The sequence below is a fragment of the Martelella sp. FOR1707 genome (genome assembly GCF_053484265.1).
On record NZ_JBAKFP010000006.1, the window covers coordinates 45138 to 68300 of the forward strand.

General features: G+C 62.8%; 24 protein-coding genes. 17 read left to right on the forward strand and 7 right to left on the reverse strand.

Annotated elements, in window-relative coordinates:
* Positions 1-79: 79 nt before the first annotated feature.
* On the forward strand, positions 80-1420 hold the full coding sequence (locus V6765_RS17255; RefSeq protein WP_448431014.1) for an esterase-like activity of phytase family protein: 1341 nt from the start codon (positions 80-82) through the stop codon (positions 1418-1420).
* Positions 1421-1456: 36 nt separating this feature from the next.
* On the opposite strand, the gene V6765_RS17260 is transcribed toward V6765_RS17255, so the two are convergent.
* On the reverse strand, positions 1457-1864 hold the full coding sequence (locus V6765_RS17260; protein WP_448431016.1) for a DUF2000 family protein: 408 nt from the start codon (positions 1862-1864) through the stop codon (positions 1457-1459).
* Between V6765_RS17260 and V6765_RS17265 the strand changes: the two genes are divergently transcribed.
* The 3 genes from V6765_RS17265 to ppx all read left to right on the forward strand — a co-directional run bounded on the left by V6765_RS17265 (position 1863) and on the right by ppx (position 6664).
* Positions 1863-2798, forward strand: coding sequence for an AraC family transcriptional regulator (locus V6765_RS17265; protein WP_448431018.1), 936 nt, complete (start codon positions 1863-1865; stop codon positions 2796-2798). The genes V6765_RS17260 and V6765_RS17265 overlap by 2 nt on opposite strands.
* 147 nt (positions 2799-2945) lie before the next feature.
* The gene (locus tag V6765_RS17270; RefSeq protein WP_448431020.1) at positions 2946-5132 is read left to right on the forward strand and encodes an RNA degradosome polyphosphate kinase; all 2187 of its coding nucleotides are present in this window, start codon (positions 2946-2948) and stop codon (positions 5130-5132) included.
* 11 nt (positions 5133-5143) lie between these two features.
* Complete coding sequence (gene ppx, locus V6765_RS17275) at positions 5144-6664, forward strand: exopolyphosphatase (RefSeq protein ID WP_448431022.1); 1521 nt, start codon at positions 5144-5146, stop codon at positions 6662-6664.
* Positions 6665-6700: 36 nt separating this feature from the next.
* Here ppx and V6765_RS17280 read toward each other — a convergent pair whose 3' ends face one another.
* Complete coding sequence (locus V6765_RS17280; protein ID WP_448431024.1) at positions 6701-7501, reverse strand: ion transporter; 801 nt, start codon at positions 7499-7501, stop codon at positions 6701-6703.
* 204 nt (positions 7502-7705) lie between these two features.
* Between V6765_RS17280 and V6765_RS17285 the strand changes: the two genes are divergently transcribed.
* From V6765_RS17285 to V6765_RS17300, 4 genes are all read left to right on the forward strand, one after another.
* Positions 7706-8515: an MBL fold metallo-hydrolase gene (locus V6765_RS17285; RefSeq protein WP_448431509.1), complete on the forward strand. Its 810-nt coding sequence runs from the start codon at positions 7706-7708 to the stop codon at positions 8513-8515.
* Positions 8516-8648: 133 nt separating this feature from the next.
* A complete protein-coding gene (locus tag V6765_RS17290; RefSeq protein ID WP_448431026.1) occupies positions 8649-9395 on the forward strand; it encodes a YebC/PmpR family DNA-binding transcriptional regulator in 747 nt (248 codons plus the stop codon).
* A 27-nt stretch (positions 9396-9422) separates the two neighbouring features.
* Positions 9423-10541 carry a DUF1963 domain-containing protein gene (locus V6765_RS17295; RefSeq protein WP_448431028.1) on the forward strand — a complete coding sequence of 373 codons (1119 nt, stop codon included), beginning with the start codon at positions 9423-9425 and terminating at the stop codon, positions 10539-10541.
* A gap of 199 nt (positions 10542-10740) precedes the next feature.
* On the forward strand, positions 10741-11487 hold the full coding sequence (locus V6765_RS17300) for a transporter (RefSeq protein ID WP_448431030.1): 747 nt from the start codon (positions 10741-10743) through the stop codon (positions 11485-11487).
* A 7-nt stretch (positions 11488-11494) separates the two neighbouring features.
* Here V6765_RS17300 and V6765_RS17305 read toward each other — a convergent pair whose 3' ends face one another.
* A complete protein-coding gene (locus V6765_RS17305) occupies positions 11495-12496 on the reverse strand; it encodes an LLM class flavin-dependent oxidoreductase (RefSeq protein ID WP_448431032.1) in 1002 nt (333 codons plus the stop codon).
* Positions 12497-12595: 99 nt separating this feature from the next.
* Positions 12596-13525 carry a LysR substrate-binding domain-containing protein gene (locus V6765_RS17310; RefSeq protein ID WP_448431034.1) on the reverse strand — a complete coding sequence of 310 codons (930 nt, stop codon included), beginning with the start codon at positions 13523-13525 and terminating at the stop codon, positions 12596-12598.
* A gap of 87 nt (positions 13526-13612) precedes the next feature.
* Here V6765_RS17310 and V6765_RS17315 point away from each other — a divergent pair, with 87 nt between their 5' ends.
* The 6 genes from V6765_RS17315 to ruvB all read left to right on the forward strand — a co-directional run bounded on the left by V6765_RS17315 (position 13613) and on the right by ruvB (position 17799).
* The gene (locus V6765_RS17315) at positions 13613-14488 is read left to right on the forward strand and encodes an oxidoreductase (RefSeq protein WP_448431036.1); all 876 of its coding nucleotides are present in this window, start codon (positions 13613-13615) and stop codon (positions 14486-14488) included.
* A 116-nt stretch (positions 14489-14604) separates the two neighbouring features.
* Positions 14605-15120: a crossover junction endodeoxyribonuclease RuvC gene (gene ruvC, locus V6765_RS17320; protein ID WP_230719241.1), complete on the forward strand. Its 516-nt coding sequence runs from the start codon at positions 14605-14607 to the stop codon at positions 15118-15120.
* A 312-nt stretch (positions 15121-15432) separates the two neighbouring features.
* Positions 15433-16053 (forward strand): Holliday junction branch migration protein RuvA, encoded by a 621-nt coding sequence (ruvA, locus tag V6765_RS17325; RefSeq protein WP_448431038.1) that lies wholly within the window; start codon positions 15433-15435, stop codon positions 16051-16053.
* A gap of 53 nt (positions 16054-16106) precedes the next feature.
* Positions 16107-16367 (forward strand): AbrB/MazE/SpoVT family DNA-binding domain-containing protein, encoded by a 261-nt coding sequence (locus tag V6765_RS17330; RefSeq protein ID WP_448431040.1) that lies wholly within the window; start codon positions 16107-16109, stop codon positions 16365-16367.
* Positions 16364-16762: a PIN domain-containing protein gene (locus tag V6765_RS17335; protein ID WP_448431042.1), complete on the forward strand. Its 399-nt coding sequence runs from the start codon at positions 16364-16366 to the stop codon at positions 16760-16762. Before V6765_RS17330 ends, V6765_RS17335 begins: the two co-directional genes overlap by 4 nt.
* Positions 16759-17799, forward strand: coding sequence for a Holliday junction branch migration DNA helicase RuvB (gene ruvB, locus V6765_RS17340; protein ID WP_448431044.1), 1041 nt, complete (start codon positions 16759-16761; stop codon positions 17797-17799). Before V6765_RS17335 ends, ruvB begins: the two co-directional genes overlap by 4 nt.
* Positions 17800-17805: 6 nt before the next feature.
* On the opposite strand, the gene hdaA is transcribed toward ruvB, so the two are convergent.
* Both hdaA and V6765_RS17350 read right to left on the reverse strand, forming a co-directional pair.
* Complete coding sequence (gene hdaA / locus V6765_RS17345) at positions 17806-18465, reverse strand: DnaA regulatory inactivator HdaA (RefSeq protein ID WP_448431511.1); 660 nt, start codon at positions 18463-18465, stop codon at positions 17806-17808.
* A gap of 26 nt (positions 18466-18491) precedes the next feature.
* A complete protein-coding gene (locus V6765_RS17350) occupies positions 18492-19619 on the reverse strand; it encodes an AI-2E family transporter (protein ID WP_448431046.1) in 1128 nt (375 codons plus the stop codon).
* Between the two features lie 252 nt (positions 19620-19871).
* On the opposite strand from V6765_RS17350, the gene purM reads away from it, so the two are divergent.
* The 3 genes from purM (at position 19872) to V6765_RS17365 (ending at position 22498) form a co-directional block, all read left to right on the forward strand.
* Positions 19872-20945 (forward strand): phosphoribosylformylglycinamidine cyclo-ligase, encoded by a 1074-nt coding sequence (gene purM / locus V6765_RS17355; RefSeq protein ID WP_448431048.1) that lies wholly within the window; start codon positions 19872-19874, stop codon positions 20943-20945.
* The gene (gene purN / locus V6765_RS17360; RefSeq protein WP_448431050.1) at positions 20942-21595 is read left to right on the forward strand and encodes a phosphoribosylglycinamide formyltransferase; all 654 of its coding nucleotides are present in this window, start codon (positions 20942-20944) and stop codon (positions 21593-21595) included. The genes purM and purN overlap by 4 nt, the downstream gene beginning before the upstream one ends.
* Positions 21596-21664: 69 nt before the next feature.
* On the forward strand, positions 21665-22498 hold the full coding sequence (locus V6765_RS17365) for a glycosyltransferase family 25 protein (RefSeq protein ID WP_448431052.1): 834 nt from the start codon (positions 21665-21667) through the stop codon (positions 22496-22498).
* A gap of 6 nt (positions 22499-22504) precedes the next feature.
* On the opposite strand, the gene V6765_RS17370 is transcribed toward V6765_RS17365, so the two are convergent.
* The gene (locus V6765_RS17370; protein ID WP_448431054.1) at positions 22505-23152 is read right to left on the reverse strand and encodes an MBL fold metallo-hydrolase; all 648 of its coding nucleotides are present in this window, start codon (positions 23150-23152) and stop codon (positions 22505-22507) included.
* Between the last annotated feature and the right edge of the window lie 11 nt (positions 23153-23163).

Below are 23163 nucleotides of genomic sequence, written 5' to 3' on the forward strand. Positions count from 1 at the left end.
AAGCTTCATCGCTCCGTGAAATCTCCGACATAAGCAGGCGCTAACGCTCCCCGTGTTTTCCAACACACGGGGATATTTCATGAAGACCCTCTTTCTTGCCGCTGCCGCCACGCTTATGGCCGGCACGGCCCTTGCCGACGACACCCAGTTCACGGCAACGCTCACCGCTCACGCCATCCTGCCGGCAAACACGATCATCGCCGCGCCGGCTGACGCGCCCGCCTATATCCAGACATCGGCGACGTTCCTGAAGCCTGGCCAGCCGCGCGTTACCGAAATCGGCAGCGTGCCGGGCATGTCCGCCAAGCGCGAAACCGGGCTCGCAACGCCCTTCGACGGCCAGCCGGTGCAGGGCTTTTCCGGCATCAAAGCCATGGGCGACGGCACGTTTTGGTCGCTTTCCGACAATGGTTTCGGTTCCAAGGCCAACTCCTCCGACGCCGCGCTGATGATCCACCACATCGGCTTCAACTGGGATGCCGGCACGGTCGACCGCAAGGAAACCATCTTCCTCTCCGACCCCAACATGGTCGTGCCCTTCCCGATCGTGCTCGAAGGCTCCGACAGCCGCTATCTCACCGGCGCGGATTTCGACATCGAATCGATCCAGCCGGTCGAGGACGGCTTCTGGATCGGCGACGAGCTCGGCCCCTATCTCCTGAAGTTCAACAAGGCGGGCGAGTTGCAGGCGGTCTATGAGACGCTCGCCGACGGCAAGCCGGTGATGTCGCCCGACAACGTCGCGCTGTCGCTGCCGAATCCGGGCGGTGAAATGCCCGCCTACAATCTGCCGCGCTCGGGCGGCTTCGAGGGCATGGCAATCTCGCCGGACGGCGCGCATCTTTACGCCATGCTCGAAAAACCGATCGTCGTGGAGGGCAAACCTGAGATGGCCGATGCCCAGCCGGCGCTGCGCGTTCTGGAATTCGACACCGCCGCCAAGGAATGGACCGGCCGATACTGGCTCTATCCGTTCGCCGATGGCGGCACCAATATCGGCGATTTCAACATGATCGACGCCACCACCGGCCTCGTCATCGAGCGTGATGGCGGCGAAGGCGATCCGTCGATGGCCTGCGCCTCCGACGCGGCCGCCGGCTGCTTTGAAAAGCCGGCCATGCTGAAGCGCATCTACAAGATCGAGATGACCGACGACAACGCCAACGGCGCTGCCCGCAAGATCGGCTATATCGATCTGATGGCGATTGCCGATCCCGATGGCGTCGCCCGTCAGGGCGGCAAGGACGGCGTCTACACCATGCCGTTCGTGACGATCGAGGATGTCGATATTATCGACGACAGCCACATCATCGTCGGCAACGACAACAACCTGCCGTTCTCGGCCGGCCGCAGCCTGAATGCCGCCGACGACAATGAATTCGTGATCCTCGAAGTCTCGGATTTCCTGAACGCGAAGTAAGTCTCAGCGCCCGGCCGGAAACGTCCGGGCATCTCCTCACGGGTGCATCTTCGCGCCTTTCGTGATCTTGTCGGCGATCTTCTTTTCCGCCCGGAAGGCGATGCCGACCACCTTGGCATCCTCCGGCGAAAATTCGGCAAAGACGGCGCGGTTGGCGGCGTCATGGCCCGTCGAAAACATCTCCTCGATATAAAGCGCCGCCGGCACGCCGCGTTCCAGCGCACGGCTCTGCACCTTCTTCAGCGTGTCGCCATCGGCCCCGAGCACGATGATCGGCTGGGCGCAGAGCGGGTGATAGACATTGCCCGCGCCGTCCCTGTAGTCTTCTCCCAAGAGCCCCTCTTCTGCCCCGGCGACGCCGGTCGCGAGAAAGGCGGTGACGTTGAGCTTCTGCCATTGGGCGAGATCCTCGCGCACGACGATGACGAATTTGGTGTCGAACATGAATGCGAACTCCGGAAAAGGATTTGAACGGTCAGACGCCACCCTAGCGAAGGCGAAGGGCGGCGATCTTGAACGTTCGTGCAGGCGGGACGCCATTATCGCCGCCCCCGCCGAAGACGGCATCGAGCGGCTGGAGGCGCGGTTTTCCGGCAACGGCTTTTCGCCGCACCGCCACGACACATATGCGCTGGGGCTGACGATGGCGGGCGTCCAGACCTTTTCCTATCGCGGCGCGGCGCGCTATTCGACGCCCGGGCGTCTGATCATCCTGCACCCCGACGAGTTGCATGACGGCGGCGCCGGCGGCGAGGACGGGCTCACCTACCGGATGATCTACCTGCCGCCGGAAAAGATCATGGCCGCCGTGGACGGGCTTGCCGCCGCCCTGCCCTTTGTCCGCGATCCCGTGGCCGAGGATGCGTCGCTGAGGGCAAGCCTTATCGAGGCGCTCGACGAACTCGACAGCGAAATGGGCGAATTGAAGCGCGACGGCCTGATCGCCGAGATCGCCCACCATCTGCTGCGCCTCGGCGATAGCCGGGGCCGCGCGGCGAAATCCATCGACCGCCGGGCGCTCGCGCTTTGCCGCGACTTCCTGAGCGAATGCGCGGAGGAAGCGATCGGTTCGCAGCGGCTGGAGGCGATCGCTGGCCTCGACCGGTTCACGCTCGCCCGCCAGTTCCGCGCGCTCTACGGCACCAGCCCGCATCGCTACCTCGTCCAGCGCCGCCTGTCGCGGGCAAGGGCGATGATCATTGCGGGCGCGCCGCTGGCCGAGGCCGCCGCCGCTTCCGGCTTTGCCGACCAGAGCCACATGACCCGGCATTTCGCCAAGACCTACGGAATGCCGCCCGGGCGGTTTCGGGCGCTGACCCTCGCCGCGCAAGCGGAGGAGAGGCGGAAACCCGCTTCCCTTGGCACCGCTGCGGGTTGAGACGCTGAACGCGATTTCCCGCTTGAAATGCGGAGCAATCGCCACAAACCTGCTATATGTCATAGTATCGTTGCCAAACTGGGCTAAGCGGCAAATGATCAACGACCGCATGCCGATATCCGGCCAGCAAGAGGAAGAACGCACATCATGAACGACCTGTCTTCGAGCGTTTCGGAAATCGTCGAATTGGGCGCTGCCGAGGATCTCTCAAAGAGCCCGGCGCGGTTCATCAATCGCGAATTCTCCTGGCTGCAGTTCAATCGCCGGGTGCTCGAAGAAACCCTGAACCCGGCCCATCCGCTGCTGGAACGGGTGCGGTTCCTGTCGATTTCGGCCGCCAATCTCGACGAGTTCTTCATGGTCCGCGTGGCAGGCCTCGAAGGTCAGGTGCGCCAGGGCGTGACCATGCTGTCCGCCGACGGCAAGACGCCGGCCGAGCAGTTGTCCGACATCCTGCGCGAAATCGACAATCTGCAGATGGAGCAGCAGGCCGCCCTTGCCGTGCTTCAGCAGTACATGGCAAATGAAGGCGTGATGATCGTGCGCCCAAGCGTGCTGTCCGAGGAGGACCGGCAGTGGCTCACCAATGAGTTCGAGCAGGGCATTTTCCCGGTTCTGACGCCGCTTTCGATCGATCCGGCGCATCCCTTCCCGTTCATTCCCAATCTCGGCTTCACCATGGGGCTTCAGCTCGTCAGCCGCCACGGCCGCGAGGCGATGAACGCGATGCTGCGCCTGCCGCCCTCGATGAACCGCTTCGTGCGCCTCCCCGATCTCGACGGCGCGATCCGCTATATCACCATGGAAGACGTGATCGGCCTGTTCATCCACCGGCTCTATCCGGGCTACGAGGTGCAGGGCTACGGCACGTTCCGGATCATCCGCGACAGCGATATCGAGCTTGAGGAAGAGGCGGAAGACCTCGTGCGCTATTTCGAAAGCGCGCTGAAACGCCGCCGTCGCGGCTCGGTGATCCGCATCGAGACCGACAGCGAAATGCCGGCATCGCTGCGCCAGTTCGTAATCCACGAACTCGGCGTGCCGGAAGACCGCGTTGCCGTGCTGCCCGGCCTGCTGGCGCTCAACACGCTTTCGGAAATCACCAAGGCGCCGCGGCCGGACCTTCTGTTCAAGCCGTTCAACCCCCGCTTTCCCGAGCGCGTGCGCGAGCATATCGGCGACAGTTTCGCAGCGATCCGCGAGAAGGATTTCGTGGTTCACCACCCATACGAATCATTCGATGTCGTGGTCCAGTTCCTGATCCAGGCCGCCCGAGACCCCAACGTGCTCGCCATCAAGCAGACGCTTTATCGTACCTCCAATGACAGCCCGATCGTGCGCGCGCTGATCGATGCCGCCGAGGCCGGCAAGTCGGTAACGGCGCTGGTGGAGCTGAAGGCCCGCTTCGACGAGGAGGCCAATATCCGCTGGGCGCGCGATCTGGAGCGCGCCGGCGTGCAGGTGGTGTTCGGCTTCATCGAGCTGAAGACCCACGCGAAACTCTCCATGGTGGTGCGCCGCGAGGAGCAGAACCTCAGGACCTATTGCCATATCGGCACCGGCAACTACCACCCGATCACGGCCAAGATCTACACCGACCTGTCCTATTTCACCTGCAATCCCGAGATCGCCAACGACGTCGCCGAAATCTTCAACTTCATCACCGGCTATGGCGAGTTGGAAGAAAACATGCAGATCGCGGTCTCGCCGAAGACCATGCGGCCGCGCATTCTCCAGCATATCGAGGAAGAGATCGAGCACGTCCGGAGCGGCCTTCCCGGCGCGATCTGGATGAAGATGAACTCGCTGGTCGACCCCAAGATCATCGATGCGCTCTACCGCGCCAGCGGCGAAGGCGTGCAGATCGAGCTTGTGGTGCGCGGCATCTGCTGCCTGCGCCCGCAGGTGCCGGGGCTTTCCGAGAACATCCGCGTCAAGTCGATCGTCGGCCGCTTCCTGGAACATTCCCGCATCTACTGCTTCGGCAACGGCCACGGCCTGCCCTCGGAAAACGCCCATGTCTATCTGGGTTCCGCAGACCTGATGCCGCGCAACCTCGACCGCCGGGTTGAAACGATTGTGCCAGTCACCAACCCCACCGTGCATGAACAGGTTCTGTCCCAGATCATGCTGGGCAATATCATTGACAATCAGCAGAGCTACGAGATACTCCCCGACGGAACCTCGCGGCGGACGGAACCGCGCGAGGGCGAGGAACCGTTCAACGCGCAGGAGTATTTCATGACCAATCCGAGCCTGTCCGGCCGCGGAGAAGCCCTGAAATCTAGTGCGCCGAAGCTCATCGCCGGCCTGCTTTCGGGCCGCACCAAATAAGCCGGGTATTTATGGTCGAATCTGAAGCGCAGGGGCGCCTTCGCGGAATCTCCCCTGTCTCCGTGGTCGATATCGGATCGAACTCGGTTCGCATCGTCATCTATGAAGGCCTGTCGCGCGCGCCGACCGTGCTTTTCAACGAAAAGGTCCTGTGCGGCCTCGGCCGCGGCATCGCGGCCAGCGGCAAGATGAACGAGGAAGGCGTGGAACGGGCTCTAAGGGCTCTCAAGCGCTTCAAGGCGCTTGCCACCCAGGCCCGTTCGGTCACCATGCATGTGCTGGCGACGGCTGCGGCGCGCGAGGCCAGCAACGGCCCGGCCTTCATCGAGGCGGCGGAGAAGATCCTCGGCATCGATGTCCGGGTCCTCACGGGGCGCGAGGAAGCGCTTTATTCCGCCTATGGCATCATCAGCGGCTTTCACGAGCCGGACGGGATTGCCGGCGACCTTGGCGGCGGCTCGCTCGAACTCATCGACATCAAGGACAAGACCTATGGCGACGGCATCACGCTGCCGCTCGGCGGCATCCGCCTTTCGGAGCTTTCGGAAGGCTCACTTGCCAAGGCGCGCAACTTCGCCAAAAAGCAGGTCAAGAAGGTCACCTTTCTGGAAAAGGGACGCGGCCGCACCTTCTATGCCGTTGGCGGCACATGGCGCAACATCGCCAGGCTCCATATGGAGATCAACAATTATCCGCTGACGATGATGCAGGGTTACGAGATCGGCTTCGACGAGATGATGGCCTTCCTCGACAGGATCGGCGCCGACGAGGAGCAGAAGGACCCGGCCTGGCAGGCCGTTTCCAAGAACCGCCGCATGCTGCTGCCGTTCGGCGCGATCGCCATGCGCGAAGTGCTGAGCGTGATGCAGCCGAAATCGATCAGCTTTTCGGCGCAAGGCGTGCGCGAGGGCCTGCTCTATTCGCTCCTGAGCGCGGAGGAACAGGACCAGGACCCGCTGCTGGTCGCCGCGCGCCAGCTTGCCCTGCTGCGCGCCCGCTCGCCCAAGCACGCCGCCGAAATCGCCGCCTGGACCGGGCTGATGCTGCGCCGTTTCGGCATCGAGGAAACGCCGGAAGAGGCGCGCTACCGCCAGGCAGCCTGCCTGCTCGCCGATATCAGCTGGCGCGCCCATCCCGATTTCCGGGGCTCCCAATCGCTGAACGTGATCGCCCATTCGGCGCTGACCGGCATCACCCATCCCGGCCGCGCCTTCATCGCGCTCACCAATTACTACCGCTATGAAGGCCTGCGCGACGACAACCACACCGACGATCTCGGCACGATCTCAACGCCCGAACTGCTGGAACGCGCCAAGCTGCTCGGCGGCCTCCTGCGCGTCGCCTACCTGTTCTCCGCCTCCATGCCGGGCATCGTTGGCGCGCTCGACTTCCTGCCGGCAAAGAGCACGGATTTCGATCTGGAACTCGTGGTGCCCGAGCAATACGCCGATTTTATCGGCGAACGCGTGGAAGGAAGACTGGATCAGCTTGCCAAGCTGACCGGCAAGAAGCTGACCATCGCCACCATGTGATAGGCTTTTGGTCGTCCGACCGAGACCGGCCCGCGCTTACGGCGTGGACCGCTCGTTCCTCAGCGCGGCCACCTCCTGCCTCAGCGCCTTCAGCTCGGAGAGTATCTGCAGCATTTCCGGCTCCCGCGCCTGCCGGCTTTCCTCCAGCAGTTCCTGCTCATGCTCCTTCTGCATGGCCGAGACGATGATACCGATGAACAGATTCAGCACGGTGAAGGCGGTTGAGAGGATGAAGGGCACGAAGAACAGCCAGGCATTTGGATAGACATCCATGACCGGGCGGACGATGCCCATCGACCAGCTTTCCAGCGTCATGATCTGGAACAGCGAATAGATCGACGCGCCGAGCGAGCCGAACCATTCGGGAAAGGCCTCGCCGTAGAGCTTGGTCGCGATCACGGCGAAGATGTAGAACACCAGCGCCATCAGCACGATGATCGACCCCATGCCGGGAAGCGCCGCCACCAGCCCGCCGATCACGCGCCGGAGCGACGGGATCATCGACAAGAGACGCAACGCACGCAGTATCCGCAAGGCGCGCAGCACCTGAAGCGGGCCGCTGGCCGGCACGAGGCTGATCGCGACGATCGTGAAATCGAACAGGCTCCACGGATCGCGAAAGAAGCGCAGCCGGTGGGCATAAAGTCGCAGCGTGATCTCGATCACGAAAATGGTCAGCACCAGAGCATCGAAGAAGCGCAGCAGCGGGCCGGCAAAGCTCTGCATGACGGTATTGGACGTCTCGAAACCCAGGGTGATGGCATTGATGACGATAACCGAAAGGATGAAGGTCTCCCAGGAACGGGAACTCATCAAAGCCTTTACCTTTTCACGCATTGTCCGCACGCTCTCCGCAGTAACCCAGGTCGGCCATCGAGATGGGGAAATGTCGCGCCGAAAGCAAGTGAGCGGCGGAGACATTTTTAGGCGCCGACAATGCCGGCAATCACGAATGTGTGATGTGCCGGAACGCCGCCTCACATGGACCTTTCGGCGGTTCTCCCGCACACTGGCCCGATCAGGACAATCGGGGGAATGGCAATGCTTCGCTCATGCGCGATGCTTATCCCGGCGTTTATGGCGCTCGCCGCTTCGGGCTTCGCCCAGGAGGCGCGCCCGCCCGTCAGCCAGTGTCAGGCGATCGCCGAACGCCTGCCCCATGTGAAGTTCGCAAGCTTCGCGCCAGTCGCCTATGAGGCCCCGGAAGTCTCGATCAGCTTCATCGGCCATTCGACCTTCCTGATCGAAAGCCCCGGCGGGGTGCGGATTGCCACCGATTATTCCGGTTTTCTGCTGCCCGGCGGCCCGCCGGATGTCGCCACCATGAACAAGGCGCATGAAAGCCATTTCACCCTGACGCCCGATCCCGGCATCGGCATGGTGCTGCATGGCTGGGGCGACACGCCCGGCGAGCCGATCGACCACGATCTGGTCGTCGGCGACGTCTATATCCGCAACGTCACCACCGATATCCGCGCCTGGGGCGCATTCGAGGAGGATGGCAATTCGGTCTTCATCTTCGAGGTGGCGGACCTCTGCATCGGGCACCTTGGCCACCTCCACCACGAGCTTGCCGACAGCCATATCGCAGAAATTGGCCGGCTGGACGTGGTCATGGTGCCTGTTGACGGCGGGCTGACGCTGGGGGCGGAAAGCATGAAAAACGTGATTGAACGCCTGCATTCCTCGCTGGTGCTGCCGATGCACCGCACCGGCCCCAGGGTGCGCGATTTCGCCGCCATGTTCGCCGAGAACTATGAGGTCGTCTATTCCGACAGCCGCACCATCACGCTGTCCCTCGCCTCTCTGCCGCGCCCGCCGCAGATCATGCTCCTGCAGGGCGTTTGGTAGCACGATGCGTAGATTCAATAGGTTAGAGCGTCCTTAGTGCATCCGAATGGATGCACGGCGCTCTAGGCTTGAATGCGCGGCCCGCCGCCCGTATAAGGGCGCGCATTCAGACAAACAAAGACAGGGCGGAGCCATGGCTGGCCATTCACAGTTTAAAAACATCATGCACCGCAAGGGCCGGCAGGATGCGGTCCGTTCGAAAATGTTCTCCAAGCTTGCGCGCGAAATCACCGTCGCCGCCAAGATGGGCACGCCGGACCCGGACATGAACCCGCGCCTGCGGCTCGCGATCCAGAACGCCAAGGCGCAGTCGATGCCGAAGGACAATATCGAGCGCGCCGTCAAGAAGGCCGCCGGCGGCGATGCCGAGAACTACGATGAAGTCCGCTACGAGGGCTATGGTCCGGGCGGCGTCGCGGTGATCGTTGAGGCGCTGTCCGACAACCGCAACCGCACCGCCTCCAACGTCCGTTCGATCTTCACCAAGGCCGGCGGCGCGCTCGGCGAAACCGGCTCGGTCGCCTTCTCCTTCGACCATGTCGGCGAGATCGTCTACAAGCCCGAAGCCGGCGATGCCGATGCGATCATGGAAGCCGCGATCGAGGCCGGCGCGGAAGACGTCGTCTCCGACGAGGACGGCCACACCATCTACTGCGCGTTCGAAGATATCAACGAGGTCTCCTCCGCGCTTGAAAAGGCGCTCGGCGAGGCCGAAAGCGTCAAGGCGATCTGGAAGCCGCAGAACACTATCCCCGTCGATGAGGAGCGCGCCACCTCGCTGATGAAGCTCATCGATAATCTCGAAGACGACGACGACGTCCAGAACGTCTACTCGAACTTCGAGGTAGATGACGAGGTCATGGCCAAGCTTTCGGCCTGATTTTCGCTCCGCGACTGTGAGGTGACAATGGCGCGGCTGACGCGCAGATCGTTTCTGGCGACTGGCTTGACGGCGATGGCGGCCGCGGCTGGCGCGCGAGCGCAGGCGTTGTCGCGACCATTCTACCCCACCCTTGCCGCACTGAAGGATTCGCTTGCGGAACACGGCGTCGGCTGGTTTGACTGCCGCAAGCTCCTGAAGCTTGCGCGCCCGGCGACGATGTATGTGTCCAAGGCCATGCCCGACAGCGCCATTGCCATCGGAAAGACCAAGATCGGCGGTGCGCCTGACGTGCCGCCGGGGTTCGACTGGCCGATGCGCGGCAAATCCTCGGCCGGTGTGACCGACGTGAAAGTGCTGAAGAAGCTGGCGCTGGAGCACCCGGACTATGATCTCGATGACGAGATCGCCCGGAAACAGGCACTGGCGAGCCGGACCGCACCGCTTGCCTTCCTGATGCAGATCGATCTGGCCGAGGCCGCAAAAGCCGGACCGATGGATCCCGATATCCCCCAAAGCGGCAGGTTGCTGTTATTTTTCGATTTCGTGTTCCTGCCCTGGTTCGGCGAACAGCAGGACGAGAAGGCCTTCCGTCTCATCTATCTCGAAGACGAAGCTGCGGCTCTGGAGCGCCATCCGACGCCGGATCTCGGCCTGTCGCTCTGGGGCTATATGCCGGACGGAGACACACCGCAAACCGAAGAGCAACGGTTGCAAGAACAACAACTCTCCGCCGCGCGCCTCACTCCCGTTTTTTCCTACACGCTGCCGGGGCACGGCAGCTATGAGATGATGACGCGCTGGCCGTGGCCCGATGTTCCGCCGCACGAGCAATGGCTCATCGCCCAAACCATGTATGGCGAGTCGGGAAGCCAGCTTTTCGGCTGGCCCGAAATCATCCAGTACAACCCTGCAATCGATCTCGGCGCGGATGATGCGGGTCGGGAATTGCCGCGCAACGACCAGTTCATCCAGGCAACGCGCCCAATAGCGGGATCGATCACGAACTGGATACCGCTGGTATCGATCCTCGGCTATGACAGCGACACGATCGACCTGAACGGCGCCTATTATGTAATGATCCGCCGCACCGACCTGCGCCGCAGGGACTTTTCCAAGGCTGTGATCGTCTACCAGACGGATTAGGGTGTCGGTCTGCCCGTTTGTCCCCGCAAGCGGAAACGGACCGTATTACTTTCACATGCCTATGATTGTGCGTATTGAAAAAATCCGCATCTTCTGATTGCCTCGATCTCAGTTCAGGTTGTCATGGTGCGGAAAAATGCCTTGTCCTGTCAAAAGATATGGCTGCGTTCTTTTCATTCTTCTGTCCGCATCCACGGCCATGGCAGATGATGCCGACAGTCAGGCGAAGCTGGCCAAGCAGCTTTCGAATCCGGTCGCGCCGCTGACGGTGCTGCCGTTTCAGTTCAACTACGATCGCGGCTATGGCCCCGACAAGGGCGACCAGTTGCAGCTCAATGTTCAGCCGATCATCCCCTTCAGTCTCAACGAGGACTGGAATCTGATCACCCGCACCATCGTGCCGATCGAGCAGCAGAGCGATATCGCCGGCCTTTCCGGCGACCAGTTCGGCCTTGGCGATACGTTGCTGTCGCTGTTCGTCTCGCCCGTCGACAGCGGCGTGGACGGGCTGATCTGGGGCGCGGGACCGGTTTTCCTTCTGCCCACGGCGACCGATGATTTACTCGGAACTGAGAAATGGGGCGCAGGGCCGACCGGCGTCATCGCCTTTGAGCACGGGCCATGGACGACGGGCCTTCTCACCAACCACGTCTGGTCCTATGCCGGCGCGGATGACAGGAGCCGCATCTCAACCACGATGACCCAGCCCTTCATCTCCTACAATACGAAGTCGGCCTGGACCTTCTCGCTCACCAGCGAGGCTCAGTATGACTGGGTGGGCGAGGACTGGACCGTACCGATCGACTTCACGGTCGGCAAGCTGGTGATGGCGGGCAAACAGCCGATCAGCCTGACGCTTGGCGCCCGCTATTGGGCGACCGCGCCCGACAACGGCCCGGAAGGTTGGGGACTCCGGGCCGTGGTCAGCTTCGTGTTCCCGAAATAGCGCGGGATCAGGCGGCTTCCTTCAGTTCGTTGCGCAAAGCGCCGAACATGCCGACGGCCTTCAGCCGCGCTTCCACCGAATGCACCGGCACCGAGATGATCACCTCGTCGGCCTTGGTGTCGGCGACGAAGCGCTCCATCTTGGCCCTCGCCTTCTCCGGCCCGCCGACGACGGCGAACTGGAAGGTGTGCTCGATCGACATTTTCTCCATCTCGGTCCAGAGCCCGTCCATGCTGTCGACCGGGCGGGGCGTCTTGCCGCGGGCATTGCGGCGCAGCGCCACAAAGCTCTGCAGCGCGGAGGTGAATAGATAGTCCGCCTCTTGATCGGTATCCGCCATCGCCCCCATGACGCCCACGATCACATAAGGCTTGTCGAGCTGCGCCGAGGGTTTGAAATTGGTGCGATAGATATGAAGAGCCTCAAACAGCATGTCGGGCGCGAAATGCGAGGCGAAGGCGTAGGGCAGGCCGAGCATGGCGGCCAGATGGGCGCTGTAGGTGGATGAGCCGAGAATATAGAGCGGCACTTTCGCGCCGGCGCCGGGATTGGCAAGCAGCCGCTGGCCCTCGACCGGATCATCCATGAGCTGCTGCAATTCGACGATGTCGTTCGGGAAGGTCTGGGCCCCGGCATCGAGATTGCGGCGCAGCGCCCGCGCCGTGTTCATGTCCGTACCCGGCGCACGGCCGAGGCCGAGATCGATGCGTCCCGGATAGAGCGCTTCCAGCGTGCCGAATTGCTCGGCGATCACCAGCGGCGAATGATTGGGCAGCATGATGCCGCCGGAGCCGACGCGGATGGTGCTGGTCGCCCGCGCGGCCTCCGAGATCACCAGCGAGGTCGCGGCACTGGCAATGCCCGTCATGCCGTGATGTTCGGCAAGCCAGAAGCGGGTATAGCCCGCCTCCTCGGCCTTTCTTGCCATCTGCCGCGTGGCATCCAGCGCCTCGGAAATGGTGCCGCCTTCGACAACCGGACAAAGGTCGAGAATGGAAAATTTGGTCATGGAAATCCTGTTCCGAAATCTGTGTCTTTGACACATAATTAGGAACTGGCCGGCTGATTTGCAAAGTCTGCCTGTCGCAATCGCCGAAGAAACCGCTCGCTACCCTGTCTCGCCGGCCATTCGCCTATGGGCCGCCGCGAAATCAATGAAGGCGCGCAGCGGGCGCGGGGTCAGACGGCTGGAATAATAGAGGAAAGGACCTTCGAAATCAGGGCACCAGTCCTCCAGGACGGGCACCAGTTCGCCGGTTTCGAAATGCGGCTCCAGCCAGTTGCGAAAGCTTCCGATAAGCCCGTGGCCGGCAATCGCCAGCTTGACGGCGGCGCGCCAGCCGGCGGTGGCGATGATGAGTCGGGCCGCCGGGTCGAGCCGCAGGATTTCTCCATCCTTCTCGAACTCCCACTCCGTCAGCGCACCTGACGCAAACCGCAACCGGATGCAGTCATGATCCAGCACATCACGTGGATGAATTGGAGTGCCATGACGCGCGAGGTATTCAGGTGCAGCCGCGAGTGCGAAGCGCTGCCGCGCCGGACCGATCGGCGTCGCGATCATGTCCTGCGCCAGATGCTCGCCATAGCGAATGCCCGCGTCGCAGCCGGTGGCGATCATGTCGGTGAAACGGTCATCGACGAGGATTTCCACCCTCACCTCCGGATGGGCCCTCGCGAAACCGTCGAGGATCGGCGGAAGGATATCCTCCATCACGGCGCCCGGCACCTGGATCTTGAGTCGCCCGCGCACCGCACCCTCGCTGCTGGTGGCATCGGCGATGGCTGAACGGGTTTCGGCAACCACCGGCTCCAGCCGCTCGGCCAGCGCCCGGCCAGCTTCGGTCAGGTGAACGCTGCGCGTGGTGCGGATAATCAGCGGTACGCCGAGCTCGGCCTCCAGCCGCGTGATCGTCTCGCTGACCGTGGAGGGCGAATTGCCGAGCCGCCTGGCTGCGGCGCGAAATCCGCCGGTGCGGGCGATCACCAGGAAGGTCAACAGATCATCGAAAGAGGGCAAGGGTCTATTGTTCGGCATGCCGATCACGGTATTCGCAATTGTGCGGATTATCAAGCGAACGCCTGACGCCTATATCCGCTCCATGAAAGCACAAGGAGCACTTCAATGACCTCTCCAGCCTCGGCCGCCGGCCGTTTCACCTTTCCCGGAACGGACATTTCCGTCAACCGCATGGGCTTCGGCGCCATGCAGCTCGCTGGTCCCCATGTTTTCGGTGAACCGAAGGACCCCGACGAATGCCGCGCGGTGCTGCGCGAGGCGCTTGCGCTCGGCATCGACCATATCGACACATCTGACTTCTACGGTCCCTACGTGACCAACCGGCTGATCGCCGAAACGCTTCATCCCTACCCCGACAACCTCACGCTCGTCACCAAGATCGGCGGCTGGCGCGATGACGAGGGCGGCTGGAACATGAACCACGAGCCGGATTTCCTGCGCAAATCGGTCGAGGACAATCTCGAGCGGTTGAAGCTGGATCGGATCGCGATCGTCAACCTGCGCATGGGCAGCGCTACCGGTTTCAGCCAGGATAGCGAAATCGCCGCGCCGATGGAGGCGATGCGAAAGATGCAGGAGGAAGGCCTTATCCAGCATATCGGCATCTCGACCGTCACGGAAAGCCAGATCAGGATTGCCCAGGACATCGCCCCGATCGTCTGCGTGCAGAACCATTACAACCTCATCCACCGCGCCGACGATGCGATGATCGACAGCCTCGCCGCACAGGGGATCGCCTATGTGCCATATTTCCCGCTCGGCGGCTTCCTGCCCTATCAGGCCGACATTCTGGATCAGGTCGCAAACGAACTCGATGCCTCCATCCAGAAGGTTTCGCTCGCCTGGCTGCTGCAGCGCAGCCCGAACATCCTCGTCATTCCCGGCACGTCGTCGCGCGCGCATCTGCGTGATAATATCGCCGCCGCCGAACTGACGCTCGGCGACGAGCACCTGAAGCGGCTTGACGCGATCGCGGCCTGACGCCACCCGCTTCAGCCGACGAAAAACATGCGGATGGCCCGGCTCGGCCCTCCGCATGTTTTTGTTTTGTTCACTTTTATCTGGAAGCCTTGGGGCAAGAACGATAGGGTGAAAACATGGAAAAGACGATTCGCATCATAGGCATTGATCCCGGACTGAGGCGCACCGGCTGGGGCGTTATCGAGACATTGGGGAATTCGCTGAAGTTCATCGATTCCGGCACGGTGACATCCGATGGCGATCTGGACCTGCCTTCACGTCTGCGCCAGCTTCACGACGGGTTGTCGGAAGTGGTGCACGGCTTCCGCCCGGACGAGGCAGCGGTGGAGCAGACCTTCGTCAACAAGGATGCCGTGGCGACGCTGAAACTCGGTCAGGCGCGCGGCATCGCACTGCTGGTGCCCTCGCTTGCCGGACTGCCGGTCGCCGAATACGCGCCCAACGCCGTGAAGAAGGCGGTCATCGGCGTCGGCCATGGCGACAAGCAGCAGATCCACATGATGCTGAAAGTCCTGATGCCGCGCGTGCAGTTCAAGGGCAGCGACGCGGCGGATGCGCTCGCGATCGCCATCTGCCACAGCCACAATCGCGGCGGCAACAAGATGATGAAGGCGGCGATGGCGGCGGGGTAATACCTGCCGGTCTGTCGATAGATTCGGCAGGCACTGAATGAATGATTGGTTGTGAAAAGTGACGCTTGCTCCCATTCCTCTCTCCCGCTGGCGGGAGAGATGCCGCGACAGGGACAGTGAGGGTGGTGCGGCATCTCGTCTCGTGAGGGCGCCCGAGGGGATAGACTCCCCCCTCACTGTCGCTTTCGCGACATCTCTCCCCTCCGGGGCGAGAAGGTTTGGGGGCTATGCGGCGAGTGAACGGCAAGCAGCACACGCTGCGAGAACAAGAGGCATACGCGTGAAGGCGGCACGTCAAAAGGAAAGAACTGCATGATCGGCAAGCTCAAGGGCGTGGTTGACGAGATCGGCGACGATCATGTCGTGGTTGACGTTCATGGCGTCTGCTACGTCGCCTACTGTTCGGCGCGCACGCTGTCGCGCATCGGGTCGCCCGGCGAGGCGGTGGTGCTGTTCATCGAGACCTTCGTGCGCGAGGACCAATTGCGCCTCTACGGCTTCATGAGCGCGGAAGAGCGCGGCTGGTTCAACCTGCTGCAGAGCGTGCAGGGCGTCGGCGCTCGCGTGGCGCTGGCGATCCTTTCCACGCTGTCGGCAGGCGAGGTCGCCAATGCGATCGCCCTTGGCGACAAGACCGCGGTATCGCGCGCGCCGGGCGTCGGGCCGAAGGTCGCGACCCGCATTGTCACCGAACTCAAGAACAAGGTCCCGGCCGGGCTTTCACTCGGCGACAGCGAAGCGATTTCCTTCCGCAAGGAGGTTGGGGAAGGCGCCGCGCCCGCCGCCGTTTCCGATGCAATTTCCGCGCTCACCAATCTCGGCTATTCCCGCGATCAGGCCGCAGGCGCCATCTCCGCCGCGTTGAAACAGGTTGGAGAGGAGGCCCCGAGCGCGACGCTGATAAGGCTCGGACTGAAGGAATTGTCGCAGTAATTCTTTCATGATAGCATATTCCTTACAAATTCCTTCCAGTAAGGAGATCCGAAATGAGCGTCTACTACGGCACCCTGACTTCCAAGGGACAAACCACGATTCCCGTTGAAGTGCGCCAGATGTTGAATCTGAAACCGGGCGACCGTATCCGCTACATTATCCGTGACGGCGAAATCATCGTGCGGGCAAAGAACAGGAAGGCGAGCGACCTCAAGGGTCGCTTCCACGATGCCGACAGGGAGCCTATGTCGCTGGAGGACATGAAGGACGCCGTTGGCGAGGCGGTTGCCGAACATGTTGCCGAGCGATCATGATCGGCCTCGATACCAATATTCTGCTTCGGCTGGTGCTGCAGGACGACGCCGAACAGTGCCGGCGGGTGGACCGGCTGATGGAAAGCTTGCCGGTGCGGGGACCGGGCTATATCAACGCGATCACGCTGATGGAGTTTTCCTGGTTCCTGAGGAAGCGGCTGCGGGTGGGACGCGCCGAACTTGCAGCCGCAATCGCAGATCTTCTGGAAGCGCGCGATATCGAGGTCGAGGATGAATGGCAGGTTGAAGAGGCGCTGGATCTGATGAACCGCACGTCTGCCGAGTTTCCCAATATCCTGATCGCGCTTCGAAACGCAAAATCCGGCTGCCATGCCACGCTGACGCTCGACCGCGCCGTAGCCGCCGCCATACCGGGAATGGAATTGTTGACATGAGTGAAGCCGACCGCCTGATTTCGCCGGACAAGCGCGGGGAAGACCTCGATGCGGCGCTGAGGCCGCAGACGCTGGATGATTTCACCGGCCAGGCGGAAGCGCGCGCCAATCTGAAGGTGTTCATCGAGGCCGCCAAAAGGCGGAGCGAGGCGCTGGACCATGTGCTGTTCGTCGGCCCGCCGGGGCTCGGCAAGACCACGCTTGCCCAGATCATGGCCAAGGAGCTCGGCGTCAACTTTCGCTCCACCTCCGGCCCGGTGATCGCCAAGGCCGGTGATCTGGCGGCTCTGCTGACCAATCTCGAAGAGCGCGACGTGCTATTCATCGACGAAATCCACCGGCTTAACCCGGCGGTCGAGGAAATCCTCTATCCGGCGATGGAGGACTTCCAGCTCGACCTGATCATCGGCGAGGGCCCGGCGGCGCGCTCGGTGAAGATCGACCTTTCGAAATTCACGCTCGTGGCCGCTACCACCCGTCTCGGGCTGTTGACGACGCCGCTGCGCGACCGTTTCGGCATTCCCGTCCGGCTCAATTTCTACACCGTCGAGGAGCTGGAGCTGATCATCCGCCGCGGCGCGCGGCTGATGGGGCTCGGCATGAGCGATGACGGCGCGCGCGAGATCGCCAGGCGCGCGCGCGGAACGCCGCGCATCGCCGGCCGGCTGCTGCGCCGGGTGCGCGATTTCGCCGAAGTGGCGGACGCGACCGAGGTGAGCCGCGCGATCGCCGACGAGGCGCTGACGCGCCTTGAGGTCGACCATATGGGCCTCGACCAGCTCGACCGGCGCTATCTCAACATGATCTGCCAGCATTTCGGCGGGGGACCGGTCGGGATCGAGACCATCGCGGCGGGGCTTTCCGAGCCGCGCGACGCGATCGAGGATATCATCGAGCCCTACATGATCCAGCAGGGTCTGATCCAACGCACTCCTCGCGGGCGGGTGATGACGGCGACCGCCTGGAAACATCTGGGCCTCACGCCCCCGAAGGATGCCGATCTCACCCAGTTCCGGCTCTTTGATCAGGGCGAATAAACGAAATCAGAACGCTTCGCGCGCGGCCAGAACCTCGGCGGCGAGCGCACGCGTGATGCGGCGGTTGCGTGACAGCGCGAGCTTGTCGATAGCATCCACGATCTGGCTTGCGGCATCGAGCGAGCGCTCCATGCGGGTGACGATGTAGGCGACGAGACGGTCGTCGACCTCAAGCTGGCGGTCGGCGAACAGCTTGAAGATGACCTGCTGCAAAAGCACATCGTCCGGCGCGCCGATCTCCACCGTGGTGGCGGCGGCAAGCCGGGATTTCAGATCGGGCAGCGTGATCGACCAGAGCTGCGGCAGCGAACGGGCGGTGATCAACAGGCTGCCGCCATGCTGGCGCACGGTGTTGATCAGGTGAAACAGGCCGGTCTCGTCAAAGGCCTCGCGGTCCGCATCCTCGAACAGGAATGCGCCGTGGCGGGCGCCAACCGGCCGCCCTTCCCTCAATTCCGCCGTCACCGGGCGGGCCTGGCTGAGCCCCTTCCAGATCGTCGCAAGATGGGTCTTGCCCGAGCCCGGCGGGCCAACGAGCACGGTAACCGGCGTGTGCCAGTGCGGCCAGCGGTCGATCAGGTCGATCGCCGGCATGATCGACCGCGAGATCAACAGGTGATCGCGGTCGGCCGCGGGGTCGTGACCGAGCTCCAGCGGCAACTGCATCGCTTTTTCACGCAACACGGTCAGGCTCACTTCCCCTCTTCAACGACCGGCGAAGGCTCTTCGGCATGGTGCTCGATGCCATCCCAGTAGAGATCGCTGGTGAGATAGCGGTCGATCGCGAAGCGCACCAGCACGCCGACGGCCGCCGACACCGGCACCGCGACCAAAAGGCCGACGAAGCCGAACAGCACGCCGAAGGCGAACAGGGCAAACATCAGCCAGACCGGATGCAGCCTGACGCTGGAGCCGACCAGCTTGGGCTGCAGCACATTGCCTTCCAGAAACTGGCCGAACAGATAGATCCCGAAGATCAGCGCGATCATCCAGAAATCCGGCCAGAACTGGAACAGCGCCACGCCCATGGACAGTATCAGGCCGGAGGTCGAGCCAAGATAGGGAATGAAGCTGACAAGACCGGCGAAAATCCCGATCAGGGCGCCGAAATTGAGCCCCGCGAGGCTGAGCGTGATGGCGTAGTAGACCGCGAGGATGATGCAGAGCGACCCCTGCCCGCGCACGAAACCGGAAATCACCGCGTTGATCTCATGGGCGAGATAGCGGACATCGTCCACCTGGCCGCGCGGCACCCACTGGTCGATCTTCTGCACCATCCGGTCCCAGTCGAGCAGGAGATAGAAGGCGATCACCGGGGCCAGCACGAAGAAGGACACGAGGTTGACCACCGCCATCGATGAGTTCCAGATGCTGCCGAACACCTGACCGGCGATCGAGGCGCCGCCCGACAGCATCTTGCCGATATTTTCGCTGAGCGACGCCAACTGGTCGTTACCCCATTCGATCAGGCGGGAAAACTCGGTCGTCTCCAGATACTGCTCAAGCTGGTGCATGTATTTCGGCACCTGCTGGGCGACATCATAGGCCTGCGACACCAGAAGCGGAATGAACAGCAACAGCACGGCGATGACGATCACCAGGAAGGACAGCATGATCGTGGTGGTCGCCCACAGCCTGTTGAAGCCAAGTTTCTCCAGCCGATCGGCAATCGGGTCAAGGAAATAGGCCAGCGCCATGCCGGCGACGAAAGGCAGCAATATGCTGCGGAAAACATAGAGAAAAAGCGCGACAAAGGCGGCAAACAGCAGCCAGAAATAGACCTGCCTGCGCAATCCCGCGGCACTGATCCGACCCGCCATGAAAAACTCCCGCTCCGCTTCGCGCTCAAACAATTTGGCATCAGGGCCCGCAAAAGCGATGAAGGCCCATAGCGTTTGTTCAGCAAACCGCCGCCAGCGTCAAGCGACAAGGCGCTCGCCCTGCGCCCCTCCCCGATATCCACCGCGACATGCCTTAGTTGTCGATATCGGCGCGGCGGACCCGCTACAGACTTGCATCGCGCAAGACTCCATGCAATGCCCGGCTTTGACTATTGCATGAGGGACCGCCCCATGAGCGAGACGCGTAGAAACGGCCTGACCTATTCCGACGCAGGCGTCGATATCGATGCCGGCAATCTTCTGGTCCAGAAAATCAAGCCTGCGGTGAAATCGACCCGGCGGCCCGGCGCGGACGGCGAAATCGGCGGTTTCGGCGGACTTTTCGACCTGAAGGCGGCGGGCTTTACCGATCCGGTTCTGGTCGCCGCCAATGACGGCGTCGGCACCAAGCTGAAGATCGCGATCGAGGCCGGCAAGCATGACACGGTCGGCATCGATCTGGTCGCCATGTGCGTCAACGATCTCGTGGTCCAGGGCGCGGAGCCGCTGTTCTTCCTCGATTATTTCGCCACCGGCGCGCTCGACCCCGATGAGGGCGCGGTGATCGTCGAAGGCATTGCCGAGGGTTGCCGGCAGGCCGGCTGCGCGCTGATCGGCGGCGAGACCGCCGAAATGCCGGGCATGTATGCCAAGGGCGACTACGACCTCGCAGGCTTCGCCGTGGGGGCGGCCGAGCGTGGCGCGCTGCTGCCTTCCGAAAGCCTCGAAGAAGGCGACGTGATCTTCGGCCTCAGCTCGTCCGGAGTTCACTCCAACGGGTTTTCTCTCGTGCGCCGCGTGGCCGAGATGAACGGCCTCGGCTGGCAGGCCCCTGCCCCCTTCGCGCCGGGCAAGAGCCTCGGCGAGGCGCTGCTGGAGCCGACCCGCATCTATGTGAAGCCGCTTCTGGCCGCGATCCGCGCAACCGGCGCGATCAAGGCGCTCGCCCACATCACCGGCGGCGGCTTTCCGGAAAACATTCCGCGCGTCCTGCCGGAAACGCTTTCCGCCGAGATCGATCTCGAGGCGATTACCGTGCCTGCCGTATTCTCCTGGATCGCGCGCGCGGGCGGCGTTGCCCCTGCCGAAATGATGCGCACCTTCAATTGCGGCGTCGGCATGATCGGCGTCTGCCGCGAAGATCAGCTCGAAGCCGTGCTCGCATCGCTTGCGGAACAAGGCGAAAACGCCTTCCGGCTTGGCCGCATCGTCGCTCGCAAGGACGACATGGAAGGAACGGTCTACAAGGGCATGATCGCGCTATGAGCGGAAGAAAGCGGGTCGTGGTCTTCATCTCCGGCAGCGGCTCCAACATGGAAAAGCTGGCGGACGCCTGCGCCGCTCCCGATTTTCCGGCCGAAATCATCGCCGTCATATCCGACAAGCCGGATGCCAGCGGGCTTCAAAAGGCAAAGGCACGGGGCATCGCGACCCACGCTCTGCCGCGCAAGGACTACGACAGCAAGCAAGCCCACGAGGCCGCGATGTTAAGCTTGCTCGCCGGCCTCGCGCCCGATTTCATCTGCCTTGCCGGGTTCATGCGGCTGCTCTCGGGCGATTTCATCCGCGCTTATGAGGCCCGGATCATCAACATCCACCCCTCGCTGCTACCGCTGTTTCCCGGCCTCGACACCCATCAGCGCGCGCTCGACGCCGGCATGCGCGTCGCCGGCTGCTCCGTGCATTTCGTGACCGAGGGCATGGACGAGGGGCCGATCATCGGCCAGGCGGTGGTTCCGGTGATGCCGGGCGATGATGCCGATGCGCTGGCAAAGCGGATACTGACCGTCGAGCACAGGCTCTATCCCGCCGCACTCAGGCGGCTTGCCGCCGGCGAGGTGCGCATGGAAAACGGCCGCGCCGTCTTCGCAACCGGCGTCACTGACGGCGCCGAGCAGATTCTAATCGCGGGGTAGCCCCCGCGTCCAACGGGCAGGACGCTGCCACCGGAGAGAACGCCGCCCAAAAAGGAGGCTCGCACCGACTTGGACATCTTCCTCATCAATCTCGCCAGAAGCCATGACCGACTGTCGCACATGCGCGCGGTTTTCAACGCCCAGGGCCTTGCCTTCGAGCGGATCGATGCGGTCGACGCCGCCACGCTCTCCGAGGATTTCGTCAGAAACATCCTCGTGCCCCCGGTCAGCAAATATGCCCGCAACCTGACCCCGAGCGAAGTCGCCTGCTATCTGAGCCACAAGAAGGTCTGGGAACTGGCGCTCTCGCGTGGTCTCGAATACGCGGCGATCTTCGAGGACGATATCCACCTCGCCCCGGATGCGGGCAAGCTCCTTTCAGCGGCCTCCGAATGGCTGCCGGACGGCGCGGACCTGATCAAGCTCGAAACGCTTGCGATGCCAACCGATGTTTCGCGCAGCGGCGACGCGCTGATGGACACACCGCACCGGCTGAAGAGGCTGTTGAGCAGCCACTACGGCGCAGCGGGCTATATTGTCAGCCGGCGGGCGATGGAGCGCCTGTGCGCGGCCAGCGATCCGCTGCCGCTGCCGGTGGACGATGTTATCTTCGGCGCCCATTACAGGATCTTCGGCGGGCTCGGTGCCTATCAAATCGACCCGGCCATCTGCGTGCAGGACCAGTATCTGGAAGGGCCCGGAACCAAACAACTTGGCATCGCCTCGGTGATCTACGATCGCCATGCAAGCCCTCCCCTGACGCATGAGGGCAAGGGCCCGGTCAGGCGCGCGCTGGCCGGCCTTGCAAACAAGCTGAACCGCCGCCGGCGCAAGACGCGGATCGCCCTGCTGAAGGCGCTTGGCCGCGCGGAGCAGAAGACCATCCCGTTTTCGCGGGATTGAGGCCGCTCAGAGCCCCTTCAGAAACGGGTTGTTGCGGCGCTCTTCGCCGATGCGGCCGCCCGGCCCATGGCCGCAGATGAAACCGACATCGTCGCCCAGCGGAAACAGCTTGTCGCGGATCGAGGCGAGCAGCGTATCGTGATCGCCGCCCGGCAGATCACTGCGCCCGACCGAGCCGTGAAACAGCACGTCGCCGACATGAGCGAAATTCTGGGCGCGGTTGAAGAAGATCACATGGCCAGGCGCATGGCCGGGCGTGTGATAGACCTCGAACACATGCTCGCCGAAACCCACCGTTTCGCCTTCGCTCAGGAAACGATCGGGGAAGCAGTTGCGCACCATGCCCGTCATGCCGAAGCGCTCGGCGCTTGCCTCGATGTTTTCCAGAATGAACCGGTCGTCCTCATGCGGACCGATGATTTCCAGCCCCAGGCGCTCCTTCAGCTCCATCGCACCGCCGGCGTGATCGAGATGACCGTGGGTGAGCCAGATCGCCTTCAGCGTTATGCCATTCTCCTCAACGGTCTGGATGATGACATCGGCATCCCCGCCGGGATCAACCACGACGCCCTCGCCCAACGCGGGATCGAACAGCACGGTGCAGTTCTGCTGGAGAGGAGTGACGGGTATGATCCCGGCCTGAAGCTGCGCCATGAACTGATATC